Here is a 23,404-nt window from a genome sequence, read left to right as displayed (position 1 = left end):
CCAATCCGGGATGGGCACTTTGCTGCCCAGCAGCCTTATATACGTCCCATAATAAAATCTGCGCAGCGATCCCCTAGCATCATTGCGACAGAATTCGTATTTCCCGCATTGATGTTCGGAACGGCGGACATATCACAAACGCGTATGTTTTCGGCCCCGCGAAGACGCATCCGGGCATCAAGCACAGCCATGCCATCCCCATCAGCCCCCATGCGACACGTCCCGGCCGGATGATAATTGGTTTTCACAAATCTTTTGCAATGCGCGATCAGTGCCTTATCGCTCAGATCTTTTGGGTCAGGTGCGACAAAGCGATCCACCTTTTCCTTTAACGGGCTCTTTTCAAAGGCTTCAATGAAAAATCTCTGCCCGGCAACCATTGCCTCCATATCCCGCGGGTCCTTTAAAAGGTTTGGCGACACAATTGGCATTTCATCTGGGTCAGCCGACCGCAACCGGACGGTTCCGCGCGAAACCGGTTTGACAACAACGGTTGTCACCGTAAGCCCGTGCGTATCCTTAACATGCTCTGCCAATTCCCGATCCAGATAGACAATCGGAACACAAAATGCCTGAATTGTTGGTTCACCATTCGGATCAAGTGGATTGACAAAGGCTCCTGCCTCCACGCCCGCTGATGTTACCGGTCCTGTTCCGAACAACTTAAACTGCAAACCGTTACGCAACATACGCCAACCATCCCCCTGACCGAAATACCCATACGGACCATTGGCCGTTGCAATAATCGGCACTTCCGGGTGGTCAATAAGGTTTTCCCCAACGCCAGCAAGATCATGAACGCATTCAATTCCATGCTGTGAAAGTTGATCTGCCGGACCAATTCCCGACAGCATCAATATCTTTGGCGTGATCAAGGCACCTGCAGCAACAATCACTTCGTCCGTCGCATGCACTTCATGATACCGGCCACTCTTATCCCGATATACCACCCCTGTCGCACGACCATTCTTGATTACGATGCGTTGCACTTCTGCCTGCAAACGTATTTCCAGATTCGGGTTGTTCTTTTGTGGTTCCAAATAAGCATAAGCCGCACTGGAACGTCGCCCATTGCGGTTCATGAACTGATAGAACCCACACCCACGCTGAGTTGCGCCGTTGAAGTCCGGATTGTACGGCTCCCCAAGAGCTTGAACCGCCTGTACGAACCAGCGCGACATTTCATTGATATGCCCGGGGTCCGAAACCAACATCGGCCCATCTGGCTGGTGCAGTTCATTATTCAGTCGATTATTACCCGCCATGCGCCGAAAATGCGGCAAAACATCTTTCCACGCCCACCCTGCGGACTGGTTGTTGCCGCGCAACATATCATGCCAGTGGTCGTAATCCGACGGTCGCCCTCGGATATAGACTTGCGCATTAACCGATGATCCTCCGCCCAGCACATTACCCTGAGGAATCTCATGCGAACGACCATCAAGATGCTCCTGCGAGGAGGTCATATGGTAGCGCATGTATTTACTGCCCTTGATCATCTTAAAAATACCCGGCGGCATATCAAGCAAAGGATGACGGTGCGAATAACCTGCCTCTAGAATCAGGACCCGGGCGCCACCATCTGCCGCCAGTCGTGCGGCGACCACAGAACCCGCAGAACCACCACCGATAACAATACAATCAAATCTGTCACTCATAGAGCGCCCCTCGTTAGAACCGATTTTGCCTAATAATTTTGACGGATATGCTTCTGCTAAGTGTGCGTATCAGGAAGGTGCTCATATCTTAAAACGTTCTCCGCCCCCCCCCCACCAACCACATCCAGCCAGCCCTCTTCAGATGATCCATTCATGGCTTGACGCCTGATTCCTGTTTCATCCGAGAATTTTTATACGACCAAAAATGCTGTTTAGTAATTCTAAAACAACAAAAATACAGATTTTTGAGAAAAATATTGACTGATTTGTGATTTTTTACATATTTTGGTCATACCAAATAAAACAAATGATCCAGGAGGAAGAATGAGCCAGTTTGTTCGAACCATCGACGGTGTTGATCACTATTCGATGTTCATCAATGGCGCATGGACGTCCGGACACAGCACCGATGTCATTGAGGTGGAAAACCCGGCTACAGAAACGGTATTTGCAACAATACCCAATGGAACAGCACAAGATGCACTTGATGCATTAGAAACAGCAAAAATCGCGCAAGTAGCATGGGCAAAACTACCCAGTATTGAACGGGGGAAACTTGTTTTCAAACTTGCTGATGCGATTGATGAAAACCGTGAACGCATGGCAAACATCATCGTCGCAGAACAGGGAAAACCTCTTGATCAAGCCTACGGCGAAGTGGGCGCATGCAGCTCCTTCTTAAGATATGCTGCAGAAAATGCCCGCCGTATTGAAGGCGACATCATGCCATCCGACTCTCCCAAGGAGGAGATATGGATTAGACGTCTCCCTTATGGCGTCGTAGTCGGCCTAACGGCCTGGAACTATCCGGCTGCCCTTGCCACACGTAAGCTTGGCCCGGCATTGATTGCTGGCAACAGCTTTGTATTGAAGGCACATGAATTCACCCCTGTTTCCGGGCTCGAACTCGCCAGATTGGCCCATAAAGTCGGCATACCAGATGGCGTTTTTAACGTTGTAACCGGCGCCGGACGAACCGTCGGCGAGGCTTTGGTCAACAGTCCGGTTTCAAATCTCGTTACGATGACAGGCAGCAATCGCGCCGGACGGGAAATTTATGCTTCTGGCGCTGATCAGATCAAGGTTTTGCGTCTTGAGCTGGGTGGGAAAGCTCCGTTCATTGTGATGGAGGATGCCGATATCGATGCCGCCGTCAAAAGCGCCATCACGGCACGCTTCACAAATTGCGGACAGATATGCACCTGTAATGAACGAATGTATCTGCAAAAGAACATTGCAGACGAATTCACCGAGAAGTTCATCACCCAAGCAAAGCAACTGACAATCGGACAGCCGCTAGAAAACCCGGATCTAGGACCAAAAGTCAGCGGTGGTGAAATTGAAAAGATAGAACAAATCGTCGCTGACGCCGTTACCCATGGCGCCGAGTTCCTTTTGAAAGGCGGCCCCCTTAATGACGGCAACTATGCCAAAGGCCACTGGTATGCCCCAAGTGTCTTGCGTGTCCCCGATCAAACATCCGCGCTGATCGAACAGGAAATATTTGGTCCCGTCGTTCCGATTGCGGAATTCGACACATTTGATCAGGTCATGACCATGGCCAATGACACGCCCTTTGGCCTTTCCGCTTACGTTTATACCCAGAACTTCCGTCGTGTCATGTCGCTGTCGACGGAACTTAACTTCGGCGAAATTTACGTCAACCGCACCTGCGGTGAACTTGTGCAGGGCTTTCATACCGGCTGGGGCCATTCCGGTCTTGGCGGCGAAGACGGGAAATACGGCTTCGACGGTTATCTTCGTAAAAAGTCCATGTACGTCAACTGGTCCTGATGGGGCCAAACATAACGCGACCGCTCAAAAAATGGTCGCAATAATCGGGAGGACTACCATGAAACGTTTGACGACACTTACATCGACTCTTGTGCTTGCCGCAGGTCTTTCGGTAACAGCCATTGGCATGGCATCCGCGCAAAGCCTGCCAACCCTTGAAAAGAAAGACCAGTACAAGGTCGGCTTCGCCCAGATGGAAAGTAACAACCCCTGGCGTATTGCCGAGACCAAAAGCTTCAAGGACACCGCCGAGACCTGTAACTGGGATCTTATCACGACAGATGCAGCAGGCTCTGCTGCCAAACAGGTCTCCGATGTCGACAGCATGATTGCGCAAGGCATTGACGTTCTGTTCCTGCCGCCACGAGAAGAAAAACCGTTGATTGCTGCGGTTATGCGCGCCCGTTCTGCTGGCATTCCGACATTCCTCGTGGACCGCAGTGTTGACAAGAATGTCGCAAAAGCGGGCGAACATTTCGTTGCCTTTATGGGGTCCGACTTCATTGAACAGGGCCGACGTGCCGCCGAATGGACGCTGGAAAACTTCAAAGGCGACAAAGGCGTTATTGTTGAACTTGAAGGAACCACAGGCTCTTCCCCGGCCAATGATCGCAAAAAGGGCTTTGACGATGTCATGGCCAAACACGACAACATGACCATCGTCGCATCGCAAAGCGGCGATTTTGCCCGCGATTTGGGACGTCAGGTCATGGAAACGCTGCTACAGGCGCATCCGGATGTAAACATCGTCTATGCCCATAACGATGAAATGGCAATCGGCGCAATCCAGGCACTGGAACTTGCCGGACGCAAACCAGGCGAGGACGTTCTGATCGTTTCAATTGACGGAACGCGCGATGCCCTTCAGGCCATTATTGATGGCAAAATGGGTGTGACGGTTGAATCCAGCCCATTCTTTGGCCCACTGGCCTGCGACGTGATGCAGCGTTATGCGGATGGCGACAAAATCGAACCTTGGGTACAGGTTAAAGATCGCATCTTCACCAAGGAAAATGCTGCCCAGTTCATTGACGAAGCCTACTAGGTTTCTCTCCCTGACCGACAGTTCGCCCTTCAATGATCTGAGCATGTCGGGGGTGCATATTTGCACCCCCGGCTTTCCCGACCTTTTTTCTCGGAAAAGGTAGTATAATGCATTCCTCACTTTTAAAGATGCACGACATCAACAAGGCATTCGGAGGCGTATCAGCCTTACGTGGTGCCGAACTTGAAATAGGTCATGGAGAAGTCCATGCACTGATCGGGCAAAATGGTGCCGGAAAGTCGACCCTGATCAAAATTTTGACGGGTGTTTATCGGCGCGGCAGTGGCACGATAAATTTCAATGGCGAAGCATCAAGCATTTCCAACCCGCGTGAAGCCCAAACAAGCGGTATCAGCACAATTTATCAGGAACTTACTTTGGTGCCATTGCGCAGTGTCACCGAGAACATTGTTCTTGGCTACGAACCACGGCGTATTGGCGGGCTTATAAACTGGAAAGAAGCACACCGTCGGTCACAAGAAATTCTGGCACGTTTCAACATTGATATTGATGTAAAAGCACCGCTTGGAAATTACTCAACCGCCATTCAGCAACTTGTGGCCATAGCACGGGCCGTGTCGCTCAATGCCAAACTTGTTATTATGGATGAACCGACATCCTCGCTGGATGATAATGAGGCCGCCGTATTATTTTCGGTCGTAAAATCCTTAAAAGAATCTGGCGTATCGGTCCTTTATGTAAGTCACTTCCTTGATGAGCTGTTCAAAATATGTGACCGCGTCACAATCATGCGGGACGGGCAAACAGTTAAAAACGTTGCCATCAAAGACACCAACAAACTTGATTTGATTGCAAACATGCTTGGGCGGAATGCGGATGACATTGAATCTGCAGGCATGACCGAATTCGCCAAGGGAGAAGCCAAAACGGGCGATATCATTCTCAAGACTGAAAATGTTGCAACCAAACGCTTGCTTCGCAAACTCGACCTCAAAATCCATCGGGGTGAAATTGTCGGCCTGGGCGGACTTCTTGGGTCGGGACGCACCGAAGCCGCACGCGCCATTTTTGGCGTAGACGCATTAACACGTGGCGCCATTCATCTGGCAAAAGGTGTCCCCCAACCCACCACACCCAAACAGGCAATTGCCGCAGGAATCGGCTTCCTGAGCGAAGACCGTAAGTCAGAAGGGATCATCCCCGACATGTCAGTACGTGAGAATCTGACACTCGCACTTTTGCCGCACCTTAGCCGATTTGGTCATATTAACCACGCCCGCGAAAAAGACCTTGTCGCATCCTTCATATCAGCGCTGGGGATCAAAACAGCGCATATGGATCAACCGATCAGGGAACTGTCAGGCGGCAATCAACAAAAGGTTCTTCTGGCCCGCTGGCTTGTCACCAATCCTTCTTTGCTGATTTTGGATGAACCAACCCGTGGCGTCGATGTTGGCGCCAAACTGGAAATTCAGTCCATCATTCGCAGATATGTCGACAAAGGCCTTGCTGTATTGCTGATTTCCTCCGAGTTCGAAGAACTTGTCGAAGGCGCTGACCGGATCGTCGTGCTTCAGGACGGCATAAGTGTTTCCGAACTAAAAAACCCCGGCATCACTGAAGACAGTCTTGTGCGTGCAATTGCACACCATCACACGCCAGAACAACAAGCCGTTACTCGTCAGGAGAATGTTCATGTCTGACACAAATGTCGCGGCAGCAACAAAGCAAACCGTCCGGGGACTGATCATCCCGAAATTCAGCTTCCGTAAACATGGCGGCCTTGTCGCATTGTTGATCATTTTGGCGTTTAACATTGCTGTCACCCCCAACTTCTTGCAAATGCAGACACTGTTTGTGAACATTTCACAGGTCGCAACAATTGCAATTGTTGCGGTTGGGATGAGCCTTGTAATTGCAACAGGTGGCATTGACTTGTCAGTAGGGGCCGTCATGGCTGTTGCAGGCGCACTTGCCCCGATCATCTTCCAGTCTCAGTTTGGGATAGAATATCCGATAATCGGACTGATCCTGTCGATTTTAGTTCCCATCCTGATGGCAACTTTATGCGGCCTGTTTAATGGTGCGCTGGTCTGCGTGCTCAAAGTTCAACCGATCATTGCAACCTTGATCCTGTTCATTTCCGGTCGTGGCATTGCCATGGTCATGACGAATGGACAGCTCCAAACCTTCAACATGCCAAGTTTCAGCCTTCTGGGAACGGGCAAACTTCTCGGTTTCCCATTTCAAGGCTGGCTTGCCCTTGCCATCGCCGCAGTCATCGCATGGGTCGTGGGCAAAACCCTGTTCGGCCGATATCTGCTTGCCATTGGGGGGAACGAGCAATCGGCTCACCTTGCCGGAGCGCCGGTGCGCAAGGTCAAAATCACCGCCTATGTAATCTGTAGCGGCCTTGCCGGCATTGCCGGTCTGATTGTTGTTGCCATCAATTCGGCTTCCGATGCTGCACGTATTGGCAATCTGATGGAACTTGATGCGATCGCAGCAGCCGTTGTTGGCGGCGCAGTTCTTTCCGGTGGCAGAGCCCCGATTTTTGGTGCCGTGCTCGGCGCAATGATCATCCAGTTGGTGAAATACACTTTGTTGGCAAATGGCGTGGCTGATGAAGTCGCCTTGATTGCGAAATCTATGATTATCGTCGCTGCGGTCTATATCCAGCAAAGCCGAAAGGAATAAGCCAATGCAATTTGACCCACAAACATTTGACCTGCGGCGTCTTCTGGGCACATCAAGCTCAACACAGGCCATGGGCATCTGGGCTGCCTTGATTATCCTGATTGCATTTGCCCTGTTACGGTATGACAATTTTGGCAGCGCCTATAACATCGTTTCATTTCTGAACTACAATTCGATGTTCATCATCATCGCTTTGGGCATGTGCTTTGTCATTATGACCGGCGGTATTGATCTCTCTGTCGGTTCTGTCGCAGCTTTTTCCAGCGTTATTGCCGCATTCCTAAGTGAACATGGCCTTGAATACGCGCTTCCCGGCGGGATACTTGCCGGAATGGCGATTGGCACAATCAACGCCTTTATGATTGTCGCAATGCGTATTCCTCCGTTTATCGCAACACTGGCATCAATGCTTGGAGCGAAGGGAGCCGCATTGGTGATTTCTGATGCGCAAACCGTCTCCATTTCATGGGAAAGCAACTTTACCGCACTTGGCATGGGGAAATTATTCGACATCATCCCATGGACCATTCTTATCGTTGCAATCATCGCAATTATCGCATGGATAGTCCTTGAACACACGTCATTGGGCCGGACAGTATTGGCCATTGGCGGCGGTCAGGAAGCCTCCCACTTGATGGGACTGAGCGTTAAACGCACGGAATGTATTGTCTATATTTTCAGTGGTGGTTGTGCTGGCCTTGCCGGCGTATTCCTTGCCTCAGGTTTTGGCGCAGGGCAACCTCTGGAAGGGCTCGGATGGGAACTATCCGCAATTGCGTCCGTGGTTGTCGGTGGAACACTTTTGACCGGCGGCATGGGATCCGTTCCCGCAACCATTGCTGGTGCCCTTTTGCTCGGCCTTCTGTTCAATGTTCTGAATTTCGAAAATGGACGCGGGATCATTAGCCTCAGTGCTCATTGGCAATCCGTCATTCGTGGGGCGTTTCTGTTTGTCGTGATCCTGCTACAGGCCCGAATGACAGCCAAAGTCAATCTTTCCCCGCGCAGAAACTGACATCCAAAACAATAATTCGTTCTCACTGTCCCCGATCACACTGCAACCTGGCAGACATCCACAATGACAAATAAATCTTCAATAATTCGCACCGTGAAAGCGCAATTATTCAAAATTCCGCTGGCTGAGGTGCTGACTGATGCAAAACATGGTGATCACACACATTTCGAACTGGTGACAGTCACGATCGAACTCAACAATGGTGCATCTGGAACAGGCTATACCTATACCGGCGGGCGTGGTGGTCATGCCATCAAGGCAATGATCGAAAATGATCTTGCAGATTTCCTGATCGGTCGGGACGCAACCGATATTGACCACCTGTTCGATGAGATGCAGTGGCACATGCATTACGTGGCCAGAGGAGGCATTGCGTCCTTTGCCATTTCGGCAATTGATATCGCATTGTGGGACTTGCGTGGAATGATCACGCAAACCCCATTGTGGAAAATGGCCGGAGGAATATCGAATAAATCGAAGGCTTATTGCGGTGGCATTGATCTCAACTTCTCAATAGACAAGCTTCTGTTGACGGTTGAAGGATATCTGAAGCGCGGGTTTAATGGGGTCAAAATCAAGGTCGGTCGCGAAGACCTTGCCAAAGACATTGAACGTATAAAAGCAGTTCGAGAACTGATTGGCCCGGAAACATCTTTCATGGTTGATGCCAACTATGCCTATGACATTGATCAGGCAATTGTTGCCGCAAATCAATTCAGCGCTTTTGACCTGCTCTGGTTTGAAGAACCGATTATTCCCGATGATTATGCAGGATATGCTCAGATTGCCCGCGAAACCGACATTCCATTGGCAATGGGTGAGAACCTTCATACCATGCATGAATTTGGATATGCGTTTGATCAGGCTAACCTGTCATTTATTCAACCTGATGCGTCGAACTGTGGCGGGATAACAGGTTTTCTACGCGTCGCCAAGGAAGCACACAAATACAACATTCCGGTGTGTTCACATGGCATGCAAGAGCTCCATGTCAGTCTGGTTGGTGCACAATCAAATGCCGGGCTGATCGAAGTGCACAGTTTCCCGATTGATCAATACACCATGCGGCCACTGGTTGTTGAAAACAATATGGCAATTGCACCGAACACACCGGGCACTGGTGTTTCCTTTGATTGGGCAAAACTCAAAGACGCAAACGACACCTGAAAACCGCCGAAAATCAACGCTCCCTGTTCATCTGAACAGTGTACAGGCTCGCCATATGTTGCCCGGAGCAAAATCAAAAAGGACATAAAATGAAAAGACTTGAAGGGAAAACCTGCGTTGTGACTGCGGCAGGTGCTGGCATTGGCCGGGCAACCGCCCTGCGCATGGCCTATGAAGGCGGCAAAGTCTATGCGACTGACATTAACCCTGACACGCTTGCCTCGTTAAAACATGAAGCAGCAGATAAGGGTTTAACAATCCAGACAGACATCCTTGATGTCACCTCAAATGACGCCATTGAACACTATTCCCGCCAGACCGGCAGCACCGACGTCCTGTTCAACTGTGCGGGTTTTGTTGCCGGTGGCACCATCCTTGAATGCAGCAATAAGGATTATGAATTTTCCTTTGAGTTAAACGTCCGTTCGTTGTTCCACATGATGAAGACTTTCCTTCCCGGAATGCTTGATCAGGGTGCCGGATCAATCGTCAATATTGCTTCGGTAGCCGGTTCTATTTCCGGGGTTCCCAACAGGTTCATCTATGGTGCGACCAAGGCAGCTGTCATTGGCATGACGAAATCTGTCGCTGCGGATTTTGTTGCCAAGGGTATTCGGTGCAATGTCATCTGCCCCGGCACGATTGACAGCCCTTCCCTTCAGGACCGCATGCGTGCCCAAGGCAATTACGAAGAAGCCCGCGCTGCCTTTGTTGCCCGCCAACCAATGGGGCGCCTTGGCCGGGCCGAAGAAGTCGCGGCACTCGCTTGCTATCTTGCCTCTGACGAGGCCGGCTTTACCACGGGACAGACGCATAACATTGATGGCGGCTGGACAACCTGATTTTTATTCAAATAGACGCACACTTGGAGACAAAAATGAAACTGTTACGCTACGGCCCGATTGGGCAGGAAAAACCGGGCATCCTTGACGCACAAAATAATATTCGCGACCTGTCTCAACATGTCCAGGACATCAATGGCGCAGCATTGCAACCAGACATTATTGAAAAACTTCAGGATATTGATCTCGAAAGCCTTCCTGTTGTCACGGGTAATCCGCGTTTGGGCGCTTGTGTCTCTGGCACGGGTAAGTTCATTTGCATTGGCCTGAACTATTCTGACCACGCCGCTGAAACCGGCGCAACCGTCCCGCCCGAACCGATCATTTTTATGAAGGCCACATCGGCAATTTGCGGCCCGAATGACAATGTAGAAATTCCGCGCAATTCCGAAAAAACCGACTGGGAAGTCGAATTGGGTGTCGTGATCGGCAAAACCGCCAAATATGTTACCGAAGAAAACGCCATGGATCATGTGGCTGGTTACTGCCTGATCAATGATGTTTCCGAACGAGCCTTTCAGGCAGAACGTGAAGGCCAGTGGACCAAAGGAAAGTCCGCTGACACCTTTGGTCCGACCGGCCCATGGCTTGTCACCCGTGACGAAATTGCCGATCCGCAAAACCTTGGCATGTGGCTTGATGTGAATGATCGTCGTTTTCAGGACGGGTCGACGAAAACCATGGTCTATGGCGTTCGCCATCTTGTGTCTTACTTGTCACAGTTCATGAGCCTGCAACCAGGTGACATTATCTCGACCGGGACCCCTCCGGGCGTTGGACTTGGTCAAACACCAAACATCTTCCTGAAACCCGGCGATGTTATTTCCCTTGGCATTGACGGGCTGGGCGAACAACGCCAGATCGTTGTCCAGGGATAGGACACAAGGCGCAGCTATGACTGATTTTCACATTCTGAAAGCCCTGTTTGATTCCGCTTTGGATGCGGCCGTACCAGACGGAAATTTCAGCCGGCTGCGCCCACCTGCCCCCAAAGGGAAAACAATTGTTGTCGGCGCCGGAAAGGCAGCGGCCAAAATGGCCGCGGCCTTCGAGGATGACTGGCCCGATACGTGCCACGGTCTTGTTGTCACCCGATACGGGCATGCGACGGCGACCCGACATATTGAAGTGGTCGAAGCTGCCCACCCTGTTCCCGATCAGGCCGGAGTTGATGCTGCGACCCGAATTGCTGATCTCGTATCATCGGCAACGAAGGATGATCTGGTTATATGCTTGATATCTGGAGGAGCATCAGCCTTGCTAAGCTTGCCTGCAACAGGCATTAGCCTGAAAGAAAAGCAGGATATCAATCAGGCATTGCTGCGCTCAGGAGCGCCGATTGATCAAATGAATACAGTTCGGAAATCGCTTTCCGCCATAAAGGGAGGACGACTTGCAGAAATGGCACATCCTGCCCGTTTGGTGACATACCTGATTTCAGATGTACCGGGTGACGCACCCTCTGCAATTGGGTCCGGTCCAACCATTCCAGAAACGGGCAATCCCGAACATACACTTGCAATTCTGCAAAGCCTGGATATTCCCGTTTCGGACCGTGTGAAACAGGCAATATTGAAAAACTTGGCACCTGCATCTTCCATTCCAGCCACCGTACATATGATGGCAACACCGATGATCTCCCTTGAAGCCGCAGCAAACAAAGCACGGAGCCTAGGAATAACGCCCTATATTCTTGGCGACGCGATCGAAGGTGAAGCGCGCGAAGCAGCTCGTGTTTTTGGCGGGATCGTGCGTTCAATCCTTATGCACGATCAACCATTTATGTCTCCTTGTGTGTTGCTGTCGGGCGGGGAAACCACTGTTACGGTGAAGGGTAATGGACGGGGAGGAAGAAATGCGGAATTTCTATTGTCCCTTTTCGAAACGATCGGACACGAACCACGCATTGCCGCAATTGCATGCGACACGGACGGCATTGATGGCATTGAAGACAATGCTGGTGCCTGGTTTGATGGCACGTTTACCGCCTTAGTGCGTAAACGGAACCTTGATGCCGGTTCCTATCTTGCGAACAATGACGCATGGACTTTTTTCCATCAACTTGATCGCTTGGTACATACAGGTCCGACCTTGACCAATGTGAATGATTTTCGTGCAATTCTGATAAAGTAAGGCGCTTCCGATGCCCCATTCCCCCCCCCGAACTTGCCTATGGCCGTGGATTTATTTCGGTAAAACTGCCCGACACTGCGCGCACGACCGTCATTCGGAAGGCCGAGCTTGCCAAGCTTCCTGACAATCAGGTTGCCATTCGCAACGCCCTTGAAAATCCGGTTGATGCCGCCCCGCTTTTGGAGCTGGCGAAAAATCGCAAAAGTGCCTGTATCCTGATTTGCGATATTACCCGCCCCGTTCCCAATAAGCTGTTCCTGCGCCCGATGATCGAGACGATGGTTGCAGCAGGTATCGCGCAAAGCGAGATCAGTGTTCTGGTCGCGACGGGGCTGCACCGTCCCAATCTGGATGAAGAGCTTGAAGAACTTGTCGGTGATCCATGGGTTTTGGAGAATGTCCGGGTTGAAAACCACTATGCGCGCAACGAAGACGATCTGATTGATCTTGGCGTCACGCCAACCCGCGGTGTTCCGGTCAAGCTCAACAAACGTCTGGTCGAGGCCGATCTTCGGATTGCAACAGGGTTGGTTGAGCCGCATTTCATGGCCGGGTGGTCAGGCGGGCGCAAAGTTGTTGCCCCGGGTGTCGCCGGACATGAAACCATCCGCACATTCCATTCCGCCCGTTTCATGGAAGACCCGCTGGCGGTTCAATGCAATCTTGCAGGCAATCCGTTGCATGAAGAGCAGCTTGAAATCGTTCGCAAGCTTGGCGAGACATATGCGCTGAACACCGTTCTGGATGAAGACCGTGACCTTGTTCATGTGACATTTGGCGAAATCATCGCCAGCCACCTTGCCGCTGTGAGCTATATTTCAGAAGCAACCCGTATTGATGTTGGCCGGAAATACAGCACCGTGGTTACGTCGTCTGCTGGTTATCCGCTTGATAAAACCTATTATCAGACGGTCAAGGGCATGGTCACCCCGATGGATATCCTGAAACCCGGCGGGACCTTGATCATTGCATCAGAATGTTCCGAAGGGTTTGGATCCGAGGAATTCCGCGATGCACAGGCAAGGTTGGCCGATCTTGGGTCGGAGCGGTTTTTGGCAACGCTTAAGGCCAAGACACTTGCCGATATCGACGAATGGCAAACCGAAATGCAGCTTAAACCGATGCGGGTTGGCAAGGTGCAGCTTTATACCAAGGGGTTAAGTGAGGAAGAAAAACGTATCACCTGTGTCGATGTCGTGGATGATCTTGATCAGGCAATTGCGCAGAGCATCGTGCAAAGCGGCGATTTTGACGTGGCGATCATCCCCGAAGGCCCCTATGTCATTCCGGTGTCGGGCAATAATGAATGAACCATATTCATCTTGATGCTGTTGGCGGGATTGCCGGCGATATGTTTATTGCCGCAATGCTTGATGTGATCCCGCATCTGCGCCCTAGCATCGATCAGGATATAAAAAGCATTCTTCCAGCCGATGTTGGCCGTGTCGAACTTGTGAAAATCCGCAAAAACGGCATGCATGCCCAAACGTTCAATCTGGTCTTTAACCCGGATTATCAAGCGCATGGCAAATCGGATCATGGGCATGATCACGAACACGATCACCGCATAGGGTCTGGCGCATACACCGATATTGTTGGCTATATCCGGTCTTCTGAACTGGCAGCGGGCACGATTGAGGTTGCCTGTGCCATCTTAACGATTTTGGCGGAAGCCGAAGCAAAAACCCATGCGGTTGATATAAAGGACGTTCATTTTCACGAGATTGCCGATTGGGATTCGGTTTTGGATGTCGTGATTGCAGGCAGCATCATTGCTGCCTTGCCCGATACCAAGTGGAGTGTATCGGACTTGCCGCGCGGCGGCGGGCTTGTCAAAACCCGGCATGGGTTATTGCCTGTGCCTGCCCCGGCCACAGCAGAACTTCTGGCCGGATTTACCTGGTGTGATGATGGAGTTTCGGGTGAACGTGTGACCCCGACCGGTGCCGCAATCCTGAAATATCTGATTGATCCGGAAGATACCGACACGCCGTCAGCAGGTGCAAAAAAGTTGTTGGCAAGTGGTGTCGGGGCGGGAACCCGCACCATCAAGGAATTGCCAAACATTTTGCGCGCATTGCACTTTGATGCAGCATCGGCGGCACGCGATATGACCTACGATCAGGACCATGTCACGGTGATTGAATTTGAAATCGACGATATGACCGGCGAAGAACTTGCTACCGCGTCCGAGATTTTGCGCGATTGTGACGGGGTGATTGATCTGGTGCTATTGATTGGTCAGGGCAAGAAAAACCGCGCAGTGACGTCGTTCCGGTTATTGGCGCAGCCTGCCTTGGCAGACCAAGTAATGGATGCGTGTTTTGCCCAGACATCGACCATCGGGCTTCGTCATCAGGTGAGCGAACGGCGTATCTTGCGCCGGACTGAGGCCCGTGATGAAACGGGTATTCGGACAAAGTCCGTTGCGCGACCAGCGGGGGTTACATCGTGTAAGGTTGAACATGATGATTTGACCGGCGAAGATTTGCATTCCCGCCGTCGTCAAAAATATCAAGCCGAATTACAAGCCAAACTAAAAGCCGAACAAAAGGGGTGAGCATGGTTTTGACTTCTCACCAAGCCCTTGCCGATATTATCCTTGCGCAGCCACGCATCGCAATCGCGGTGAGTGGTGGTGTGGACAGCATGACGCTTGCAACATTTGCCCACATGGTGGCACCTGATCGGATTGAAATGCTGCATGCTGTATCGCCTGCTGTGCAGCCCGCTGCGACGGTTCGGGTGCGCGATGCAGGGCGTTTGCAAAACTGGCACTTAACCGTGACCGGGACGGGTGAATTTGATGATCCGCGCTATCGCGATAATCCGGTTAATCGGTGCTATTTCTGCAAGACCAATTTATATGACCGGATACGCAGTTTGACGGCGGCCCCGATTGCATCAGGGGCAAATCTTGATGATCTGGGGGAATATCGGCCGGGATTGCTTGCGGCATCGGAACGGGATGTTATTCACCCGTTTGTTGATGCCGGTATGGCAAAATCAGACATCCGCGCACTTGCCCGCGAACTTGGGTTGGATGATGTTGCAGAACTTCCAGCGCAGCCTTGCCTTGCCAGCCGCATAGAAACCGGCATTGCGATTGATCCAAACGATCTTGCCTTTGTCGATAGCATCGAAGGGTATCTCAGCAACGAGCTTGGCCTAAGCGGGGATGTCAGATGCCGGATTACAAAATCAGGTGTGATCATCGAACTTCCCGAAAGCGAAATAACCTCCGAAATTCAAGCCCGGATTGCAGAACGTTGCAAGATTAATGATCGCGCGCTTATGGGCCTGCGCCCCTATCAGCGGGGTGCGATGTTTATTCAGGACAGACCATGAAAAACGTTCATCAGCCCGATTGGGACCGGCAAAACCGGACCGGCTTTCCCGAAGCGATTTATTGCGCCCGAAAATCGCCTGAGCAAATCAACATCATCATTGAAGATGCGATCATGCGCGAACGCCCGCTTTTCCTGACAGCCCTTACGCCGGAAACCTGTCAGGGACTTAATGACGACAACCGTGCCAAGCTTGACTATGACCAAGTTTCGGCAACCGGGATTGTTGGCAAGACAGGACCACTTGGTCAATCGGGGATCGGGATCATTGCGGCGGGCACGTCTGACATTCCGGTGGCAACCGAGGCGCAAAGAACATTGGCCTTTTGCGGGTATGACAGCACCATGATCCAGGATGTTGGTGTGGCCGGTCTTTGGCGGTTGCTTGACCGGATCGAGGACATTCAGAAATTCCGCATCATCATCGCACTTGCCGGAATGGAAGGTGCTTTGTTCAGTGTTCTGGCCGGGTTGGTCGGGGCACCCGTGATCGCGGTGCCAACCTCTGTCGGGTATGGCGTAACGGCGGGCGGGAGAACAGCACTAGAATCTGCACTGGGCAGCTGTTCGCCGGGCATTCTGAGCGTAAATATCGACAATGGTTTCGGGGCGGCGGCCGCCGCCATCAAGATTCTGAATGCCGCAACACGATAAATACCGACCAACCTTAACACTTTTAGCCGAAACAAAAATTTCAGCTATGAGGATTTGAAAGGTTCGTACTCAGCCTACCTACACAATCGGCCTATCAATAACCAATTGGTTTAACCAAATCCATATCCCCGAGTTATGACAAGCGGATTGTTTAATTAGCGCGTAAAGACATTCAGCGAGGAGAAATGACCTTCAAGGAAAAAGAATCAAACCGAGCGGCGCAGCTCGGTTTGGTATCTTCAAACTTTCTGGCCAGACGGTTCGGCGTCATCACATGCCAGTTAATCGAAATGCCTGATTAGCTTCAGGCAATATCAGCCGGCAGGACATCCGCCGGAATGTTCTGATAGCAAACCGGACGCAAGAAACGCCGGATCGACATCGTTCCAACCGATGTCGCACCAAAGTTGGTCGATGCCGGATACGGCCCGCCATGAACCATGGTGTCGGAAACTTCCACCCCGGTCGGGAAACCGTTGGCCAGAACACGCCCTGCTTTGCGTTCCAGGATCGGAAGCAATGAACGGGCATCGGCCGCATCATCGGCGTCCAGATGCAGCGTGCAGGTCAACTGACCTTCAAGCGATTTGGCAATGGTGCGCATTTCTGCAACATCCTTAACCCGCACCACCAGACCAAGCGGCCCAAAGACCTCTTCACCCAGTTCATGATTTGAAAGCCAGTTCTCACCGGTGGTTTCAAACAGATAAGGTGTTGCATTACGAAGATCACATGACGTGGTCAGAACGTCTTTCACACCAGACGTTCCGGCAATCCGTTTGGCCCCGGCGCGATAGGTTTCTGCCATGCCATCGGTCAGCATGGTCTGGGCGGCAACGCCCGAAAGACCTTCTTTGGCCGATGCGATAAAGGCATCTGCATCCGGCCCGTCAATCACAACCGCAATCCCCGGATTGGTGCAGAACTGCCCCGCACCCATGGTCAGTGACCCGGCCCACCCCGTACCAAGCGCAGCACCGCGTGCCTTAACGGCAGCAGGCATCATAAACATCGGATTGACCGAACCCAGTTCGCCAAAGAACGGGATCGGTTCCGGGCGTGCTGCACACAGATCAAACAGCGCACGACCACCGCCAAGCGATCCGGTAAAGCCGACCGCCTTGATCAATGGATGCTGCACCAGGCTTTGGCCAACATCGCGCTTGCCACCTTGAATAAGGCTGAAGACGCCGGGATGAACACCGCATTTCTTAATTGCCACATCAATTGCCTGTGCAACGATTTCACCGGTTCCCGGATGGGCGGAATGGCCCTTTACCACAACCGGGCAGCCTGCGGCCAGGGCCGCTGCGGTATCGCCACCGGCAACCGAAAAGGCCAGCGGGAAGTTCGAGGCACCGAATACGGCAACCGGGCCAATCGGGCGCTGCATCAAACGCAGATCCGGACGCGGCAATGGCGCACGATCAGGCAATGCTTCGTCATAGCGACGATCAAGATAGGCCCCATCAAGGATGTGGCTTGCGAACAAACGCAACTGGCCAACTGTGCGGCCACGCTCGCCCTGAAGACGGGCTTCGGGCAGACCGGTTTCCTGCGTGCCGATTTCGGTGATTTCGTCACCGCGTGCATCGATTTCATCGGCAATGGTGTTTAGAAGCTTTGCGCGTTCTTCGCGGGTGGCATAGCCAAACGTCCAGAATGCGTCTTCGGCAGCTTTGGCTGCCTGATCCACAAGGGTCGGGGTTCCGACCGGGAATGTATTGGCCGGGCCATGTGCCGGTTCGGACTGGAACGTGTTATCACCTGCGACCCAGTCGCCTGCGATCAGATGTTTGCCGGTTAGGGTATAGGACATCAAATTCTCCGTTGCCTTGGTCAGATCACGCGAACTTTAATCGGTTCTGCTGATTGAACTGCAAGGCGATTGCGTACAGGTCGCCCGAACGGCTCTACCGTGATTTCGAATTCGTCGCCGTCTTGGGTCTGAACACCATCGGCAAAACTGAGCGTCGCAGTCCCGAAGAAATGCAAATGAATATCCCCCGGGCGCCTGAATAAATCATATTTGAAATGGTGATATTCAAGATTGTCGATGGAATGTGACATGTTCTCCTCACCACTGACAAACGGCTTTTCCCAAAGAACCTCACCATCGCGATAAACCCGCGAGACACCTTCAACATGCCCCGGCAACTCGCCGAGTAATAATTCCGGCCCAATCGCACATGCACGCAATTTGGAATGCGCTAAATACAGATAATTCTGACGTTCCATCACATGATCGGAAAACTCATTCCCAATCACAAACCCGACGCGCACCGGTGTTCCATCCGGATCATTGATATAGACCCCGGCAATTTCCGGTTCTTCGCTACCATCAAGTGCAAAGGACGGGCTTGGAATATCATCACCGGGCGCGGCGATAATTGACCCGTCCCCTTTGTAGAACCATTCAGGCTGAACACCTTTTTCGCCCGACACCGGTTTCCCGCCTTCAAGGCCCAATCGAAACATCTTCATCGAATCAGTTTCGTCCGCAGCCTTACTTGTGGCTTGGTGCATATTCGCACGGGCTGACGCCGATCCCAAATGGGTCAACCCGGTTCCCGTCACCAAAAGATGGGCCGGGTCAGAATGATCAATCGGTGATAACAATCGACCACTAGATACAATGAAGTCATAGCTTTCACGTGCCTCATCGAGACGGCATTCCGCCGCCTCGATCATGGTCATTCCGCCGTCAATCGCAATTGCGGCGAGCTTGCTTACGGTTTCAACACCGGCCAACGGTGCGATATTATCCCCATCCACAACCCCGACACGACGTTTCCCGTTTTCGGTAATAAACTGAACCAAACGCATGTTCATGGTTCCTATTCAATGATCTCGAATTCACCAAGAGCGTCTTCGGCAATTTCCAAACCAAGACCCGGCAGATTATCATCAAGATCGATGAAACCGTTTTTGGGCACAGGATCACCTTTGAAGACATAGTAGAACAACTCATTCCCGACTTCGACGTCAAACACCGGGAAGAACTCGGAAATCGGGCAATTCAGATTAGCCATGGTCAAATGATAGTTGTGCATCTGGCCTGCGTGGGGAACGACCGGCACTTGATATGCTTCGGCCAGCGCATTGATTTTCTGCGCGGCAGTGATACCGCCAACCCGGTTGGTATCGTACTGAATGACACTGAGCGCATTCATGTCAAGCAGTGTCTTGAAACCAAAATTGGTGAATTCATGTTCACCACCAGAAATTGGTACGATGTTCATATTGTTGAGTTCTGCATAGCCTGCCAGATCATCTGCAATGACCGGCTCTTCAAGCCAACGGGGTTCGAATTCGGCCAATTTGGGCAACATGCGCTTGGTGTATTCAAGGTTCCAGCCCATGTAGCATTCCAGCATCAAGTCACGGTCAGGGCCGATAACTTCACGCACAGTTTTGACCAGATCAAGGTTTTTGCGCATGCCTGCCGGACCATCTTTTGGCCCCCAGCCAAAGCGCATCTTGACCATATCAAAGCCCTCATCGACATAGCTTTGAGCTTCTTGGGCCAAAGCATCAATCGATTGCCCGTACAGTTTGGATGCATAGACCGGAATTTGTTCCTTGGTTCGTCCACCAAGCAGTTTAAACACCGGCTTGCCAAGAGCCTTGCCCATGATGTCCCACAACGCAATATCAATCGCCGAAATTGCCACCATGCCAACACCTTTACGGCCCCAAGCATGGGTACGGCGATACATTTTCTGCCAAAGATATTCGTTATCAAACGGGTCTTCACCAATGACCAGTGGCGCAAGATACGTATCAATGATCTGTTTGGTGATTGTCGGGGCCAAAGCAGCATTACCGATGCCAACAATACCGTCATCGGTTTCAACTTCGCAGATCAGCCATTCATGAAAACGGAACGAGCCCATGCTGTCGCCGCGCTCATAAAGCGCATCTGATGCATTGGTGCAGAAATTGGCTTGTGGCGCGACAGTTTTGCCGTTCCAGCGCAGAACCCGCGTGCGGATATTTTTGATTTTCATTACGATCATCCTTTTCGATGCAGTGCCCATATTCCGGGCTTTTGGACAAAGCGGTGGCGTTCACACAAGAACGGTTCTTGCGCGGCCTCCGGGTTGATCCACTATTTTGGAAAGAGCCGGTTACTTGGCCGGCGCGCGTAAAAGCACACCCCGGCCTTTACCAAATGGCTTTATGCGGCCAGTCGGGCCTGTCGGCGGCTGCCACCCATGCGTACAACAATTTCAAATGCCGCAAGGGTAGCACCGACATTGGCCTTACCAAGACCAGAAATGTCATAGGCTGTGCCATGGGCCGGTGTTGCCACGGGGATCGGCAAACCACCCTGAACCGTGACACCGCGATCAAAGCCGAGCAGTTTGATCGCGATCTGACCCTGGTCATGATACATCGTCACAATCGCATCAAGCTCACCTGCCTGTGCTTTCAAAAAGATGGTATCAGCAGGCCATGGACCCTCGACCGGAAGACCAAGGCTTTTGGCCTTTGCTACTGCAGGCGCGATAATGTCAATTTCTTCGCGACCAAAATTGCCACCATCCCCGGCATGCGGATTAAGGGCAGCAACACCAACACGTGGCTGATCAATACCATTGGCAACAAGCGCATCGGCAATCAGGCGAACAGCATCGACGATGCGGTCGACTGAAATGTTTTCCACCACACGTGCCAGCGCAATATGGCTGGTCACGCGGCTGGTCCACATGCCTTCCATGGTATTGAACTCACATATCGGTCCGTCATGACCGATATGTTCTGCCATATAATGCAACTCGTCCTCATGCCCCATACCACCACGGATCATGGCTTCTTTGTTAAACGGCATAAACAGGATGCCATCGACTTTTTCATCGCATGCCAGATCAAGGGCAACATCAAGCGTTCTCAGACTTGCCGCCCCGGATTTGGCATCAACCACACCCGGTTTGATTTGGTCCGGATCGAAGAAAGATGTTTCGATGTAAGGATAGGCGTCGGTCGGCCAGCTTGTCGGAAGGTCATTCACAGCAAGCAGATCAATATCCAGACCAGAATCCTTGCGGCCACGTTCAATCAGGCATTTGTCCCCAATCACAACCACATCTGCCTTTTCACGTATGTCACTGCGTGACAGAAGCCGTAAAAGAAGCTCCGGGCCAATACCATTGGCATCACCGGGGATTACCGCCAAACGCGGTTTTACATTCGTTGTCATCGGTAGAAGATCTCCACAAGCGTCATGGGAATAAACGGCAAGTACGTGACGGCAAGAAGCACCGCAACAAGCACGCCGATGAAAGGCACATTGACCTTGGTCGTTTCCCAGATATCTGTTTTGGCAATCGAGCAGGATGTCACCAGAACACTGGCGACAGGTGGGGTCTGCTGACCGATTGCAAGGTTAAGTGTCAGAATGATCCCAAAATGGACCGGGTCGATCCCGACCTGTTGGATCAGGGGCAGTACAATTGGTACCACCAGAATAATTGCTGCTGCCCCGTGCAGAATGCAGCCAAGCACCAGCAGCAAAACGTTAAGCAACATCAGCACAACGAACGGATCATCGGTAAAGCCCGTGATCGCCGCTGCCAGCATCTGCGGCAGGCCTTCTTCCGTCAGGTAAAGACCAAGGACAGCCGATGTCGCCACCAGCAACATCACCGTTGCCGTTTGGTTGATGCCTTCGCGCAGAGCATCAAGGAACATTGAAAAATCAAGTTCACGATAGATAAAGGCACCAATCACCACGGCGGCCACCACGGCCAGACCGGCGCCTTCGGTTGCTGTCACAAGCCCCCCAAAGATACCGCCAAGAATGATGAACGGCAGCGTCAGTGCCCAAGCTGCATCGACAAAGGTTTTGCGGACCCGTTTCAGATCAAACCGTTCATCGCGCGGAATGTCATATTTGACGGCGAAGTAATAACTTACACACATCAACCCGAAGGCGCCGAGAAGGCCCGGCACAACACCGGCAACAAACAACTGAACGATCGAGGTATCAGAAAGTGCGCCATACAGGATCATTGGGATGGATGGCGGGATAATGATGGCAAGTGATGCCGACGACGACGTAATCGCCGCAGCAAAAGTCCCTTTATATCCCTTGCGCTTCATGCCCGGGATCAGAACTGAACCGGTCGCGGCAACATCAGCCACTGCCGACCCTGATATTTCAGCAAAGAACAGCGAAACCCCGATATTGACCATCGCAAGTCCGCCACGCATGAACCCGATCAGGGCGGAGACAAACTCGATCAGACGGCGCGAAATTGATGATGTATTCATCAAGGCACCGGCCAGAATGAACAGCGGAATTGCAATCAACGGGAAACTGGTCGCACCATCAAACAGGGCAAGAGCGGCATTATAGAATCCCGGAACACCATGCAGGGAATATACGCCCACCAATGCCGCAGCACCGATGGAAACCGCAATCGGCACCCCCATGAAAACCAGAAAAAACATCAAAGGAAGAATGATTGAAACGGCCATCATGCTGCCCTTTCATTGATCGGCGAATCGCCTTGTTTGGCTTTGGCGATTTCATGGTTCATTTCTTCGGTTTCAACATCAAGTGCCGTTACCATGCGGTGCCATGCTTCTGGCAGGCTCAGTAGCTGACCAATCACGAACAAGGCACAGCCAATAGGAATGACAGATTGCGTAAACTGTAATCCGACCCACGGTAGAGATATAAGCGTCTCGCCGCCCATAATCTGAAGCACAAACCAGCCAGCCCAAGCCATCGCGGCAAACATGGCTATCACGATGGCCTCGCCGCTCAGGAAGACGACCTTGCGCAGAGCAAGCGGCAGGGCAAGAAGAACACCCGAAAAACTAAGGTGAGATCGACGTACTGCGGCCAAAGCAGCACCATAATATGTAATCCAGGCCAACATCACCGAAGCAACTTCGTCGTACCAGACCAATGAGTTACCGCTATAGCGGAAGATCACTGCCACAATCACAATCAGCGCCAAAAGCGTGATCAATGTCATGGTGAAGACTTCTAGTGTGCGCCGGAACAGAACTGCAGCAAGCTGCATCGCGTTCTCTCCTATCGAAAACGAAATTCGCAAAAGCGGGGCAACCGATGGGAT

20 protein-coding genes are annotated in these 23,404 nt (G+C 51.8%); 13 read left to right on the top strand and 7 right to left on the bottom strand.

All coding sequences use genetic code 11. The annotated features are described in order from the left end of the window. Positions 1 to 35 precede the first annotated feature (35 nt). The gene (locus ACQ0MK_RS00570; protein WP_430474363.1) at positions 36 to 1,658 is read right to left on the bottom strand and encodes a GMC family oxidoreductase; all 1,623 of its coding nucleotides are present in this window, start codon (positions 1,656 to 1,658) and stop codon (positions 36 to 38) included. Between the two features lie 324 nt (positions 1,659 to 1,982). Between ACQ0MK_RS00570 and ACQ0MK_RS00565 the strand changes: the two genes are divergently transcribed. The 13 genes from ACQ0MK_RS00565 to larB all read left to right on the top strand — a co-directional run bounded on the left by ACQ0MK_RS00565 (position 1,983) and on the right by larB (position 16,313). After that, positions 1,983 to 3,452 (top strand): aldehyde dehydrogenase family protein, encoded by a 1,470-nt coding sequence (locus ACQ0MK_RS00565; RefSeq protein ID WP_430474362.1) that lies wholly within the window; start codon positions 1,983 to 1,985, stop codon positions 3,450 to 3,452. 58 nt (positions 3,453 to 3,510) lie between these two features. Further along, positions 3,511 to 4,497 (top strand): ABC transporter substrate-binding protein, encoded by a 987-nt coding sequence (locus ACQ0MK_RS00560; RefSeq protein ID WP_430474361.1) that lies wholly within the window; start codon positions 3,511 to 3,513, stop codon positions 4,495 to 4,497. 107 nt (positions 4,498 to 4,604) lie between these two features. After that, positions 4,605 to 6,161 carry a sugar ABC transporter ATP-binding protein gene (locus ACQ0MK_RS00555; protein WP_430474360.1) on the top strand — a complete coding sequence of 519 codons (1,557 nt, stop codon included), beginning with the start codon at positions 4,605 to 4,607 and terminating at the stop codon, positions 6,159 to 6,161. Continuing rightward, complete coding sequence (locus tag ACQ0MK_RS00550) at positions 6,154 to 7,155, top strand: ABC transporter permease (protein WP_430474359.1); 1,002 nt, start codon at positions 6,154 to 6,156, stop codon at positions 7,153 to 7,155. Before ACQ0MK_RS00555 ends, ACQ0MK_RS00550 begins: the two co-directional genes overlap by 8 nt. A 4-nt stretch (positions 7,156 to 7,159) precedes the next feature. Then, entirely contained in the window at positions 7,160 to 8,170 is a 1,011-nt protein-coding gene (locus ACQ0MK_RS00545) for an ABC transporter permease (protein WP_430474358.1), read from the top strand. 93 nt (positions 8,171 to 8,263) lie between these two features. After that, positions 8,264 to 9,337 carry a mandelate racemase/muconate lactonizing enzyme family protein gene (locus tag ACQ0MK_RS00540; protein ID WP_430474357.1) on the top strand — a complete coding sequence of 358 codons (1,074 nt, stop codon included), beginning with the start codon at positions 8,264 to 8,266 and terminating at the stop codon, positions 9,335 to 9,337. Between the two features lie 89 nt (positions 9,338 to 9,426). Next, positions 9,427 to 10,179, top strand: a complete 753-nt coding sequence (locus ACQ0MK_RS00535; RefSeq protein ID WP_430474356.1) for an SDR family oxidoreductase — start codon at positions 9,427 to 9,429, stop codon at positions 10,177 to 10,179. A 35-nt stretch (positions 10,180 to 10,214) separates the two neighbouring features. Next, entirely contained in the window at positions 10,215 to 11,057 is an 843-nt protein-coding gene (locus tag ACQ0MK_RS00530; RefSeq protein WP_430474355.1) for a fumarylacetoacetate hydrolase family protein, read from the top strand. Between the two features lie 16 nt (positions 11,058 to 11,073). Beyond that, complete coding sequence (locus ACQ0MK_RS00525; protein ID WP_430474354.1) at positions 11,074 to 12,312, top strand: glycerate kinase type-2 family protein; 1,239 nt, start codon at positions 11,074 to 11,076, stop codon at positions 12,310 to 12,312. Positions 12,313 to 12,329: 17 nt separating this feature from the next. Further along, positions 12,330 to 13,622 (top strand): nickel-dependent lactate racemase, encoded by a 1,293-nt coding sequence (larA, locus tag ACQ0MK_RS00520; RefSeq protein ID WP_430476036.1) that lies wholly within the window; start codon positions 12,330 to 12,332, stop codon positions 13,620 to 13,622. Then, positions 13,619 to 14,872 (top strand): LarC family nickel insertion protein, encoded by a 1,254-nt coding sequence (locus ACQ0MK_RS00515; RefSeq protein WP_430473306.1) that lies wholly within the window; start codon positions 13,619 to 13,621, stop codon positions 14,870 to 14,872. Before larA ends, ACQ0MK_RS00515 begins: the two co-directional genes overlap by 4 nt. A gap of 2 nt (positions 14,873 to 14,874) precedes the next feature. Continuing rightward, a complete protein-coding gene (locus tag ACQ0MK_RS00510; protein ID WP_430473305.1) occupies positions 14,875 to 15,660 on the top strand; it encodes a hypothetical protein in 786 nt (261 codons plus the stop codon). Next, positions 15,657 to 16,313 carry a nickel pincer cofactor biosynthesis protein LarB gene (larB, locus tag ACQ0MK_RS00505; protein ID WP_430474353.1) on the top strand — a complete coding sequence of 219 codons (657 nt, stop codon included), beginning with the start codon at positions 15,657 to 15,659 and terminating at the stop codon, positions 16,311 to 16,313. The genes ACQ0MK_RS00510 and larB overlap by 4 nt, the downstream gene beginning before the upstream one ends. A 304-nt stretch (positions 16,314 to 16,617) precedes the next feature. Here larB and ACQ0MK_RS00500 read toward each other — a convergent pair whose 3' ends face one another. The 6 genes from ACQ0MK_RS00500 to ACQ0MK_RS00475 all read right to left on the bottom strand — a co-directional run bounded on the left by ACQ0MK_RS00500 (position 16,618) and on the right by ACQ0MK_RS00475 (position 23,350). Beyond that, complete coding sequence (locus ACQ0MK_RS00500) at positions 16,618 to 18,132, bottom strand: aldehyde dehydrogenase (NADP(+)) (protein WP_430474352.1); 1,515 nt, start codon at positions 18,130 to 18,132, stop codon at positions 16,618 to 16,620. A gap of 20 nt (positions 18,133 to 18,152) precedes the next feature. Continuing rightward, positions 18,153 to 19,139: an AraD1 family protein gene (gene araD1 / locus ACQ0MK_RS00495; protein WP_430474351.1), complete on the bottom strand. Its 987-nt coding sequence runs from the start codon at positions 19,137 to 19,139 to the stop codon at positions 18,153 to 18,155. 11 nt (positions 19,140 to 19,150) lie between these two features. Beyond that, a complete protein-coding gene (locus tag ACQ0MK_RS00490; protein WP_350047251.1) occupies positions 19,151 to 20,323 on the bottom strand; it encodes an L-rhamnonate dehydratase in 1,173 nt (390 codons plus the stop codon). A 170-nt stretch (positions 20,324 to 20,493) separates the two neighbouring features. Next, the gene (locus ACQ0MK_RS00485; protein WP_430474350.1) at positions 20,494 to 21,516 is read right to left on the bottom strand and encodes a 4-hydroxythreonine-4-phosphate dehydrogenase PdxA; all 1,023 of its coding nucleotides are present in this window, start codon (positions 21,514 to 21,516) and stop codon (positions 20,494 to 20,496) included. After that, a complete protein-coding gene (locus ACQ0MK_RS00480) occupies positions 21,513 to 22,799 on the bottom strand; it encodes a TRAP transporter large permease (protein WP_430474349.1) in 1,287 nt (428 codons plus the stop codon). Before ACQ0MK_RS00480 ends, ACQ0MK_RS00485 begins: the two co-directional genes overlap by 4 nt. Continuing rightward, positions 22,796 to 23,350 (bottom strand): TRAP transporter small permease, encoded by a 555-nt coding sequence (locus ACQ0MK_RS00475; RefSeq protein ID WP_430474348.1) that lies wholly within the window; start codon positions 23,348 to 23,350, stop codon positions 22,796 to 22,798. Before ACQ0MK_RS00475 ends, ACQ0MK_RS00480 begins: the two co-directional genes overlap by 4 nt. Between the last annotated feature and the right edge of the window lie 54 nt (positions 23,351 to 23,404).

The organism is Thalassospira lucentensis, assembly GCF_050516545.1.
Lineage (GTDB): Bacteria > Pseudomonadota > Alphaproteobacteria > Rhodospirillales > Thalassospiraceae > Thalassospira > Thalassospira lucentensis_C.
The sequence above is the reverse complement of the archived record's forward strand: the minus strand, read 5'-3'. Positions and strand labels throughout refer to the sequence as shown.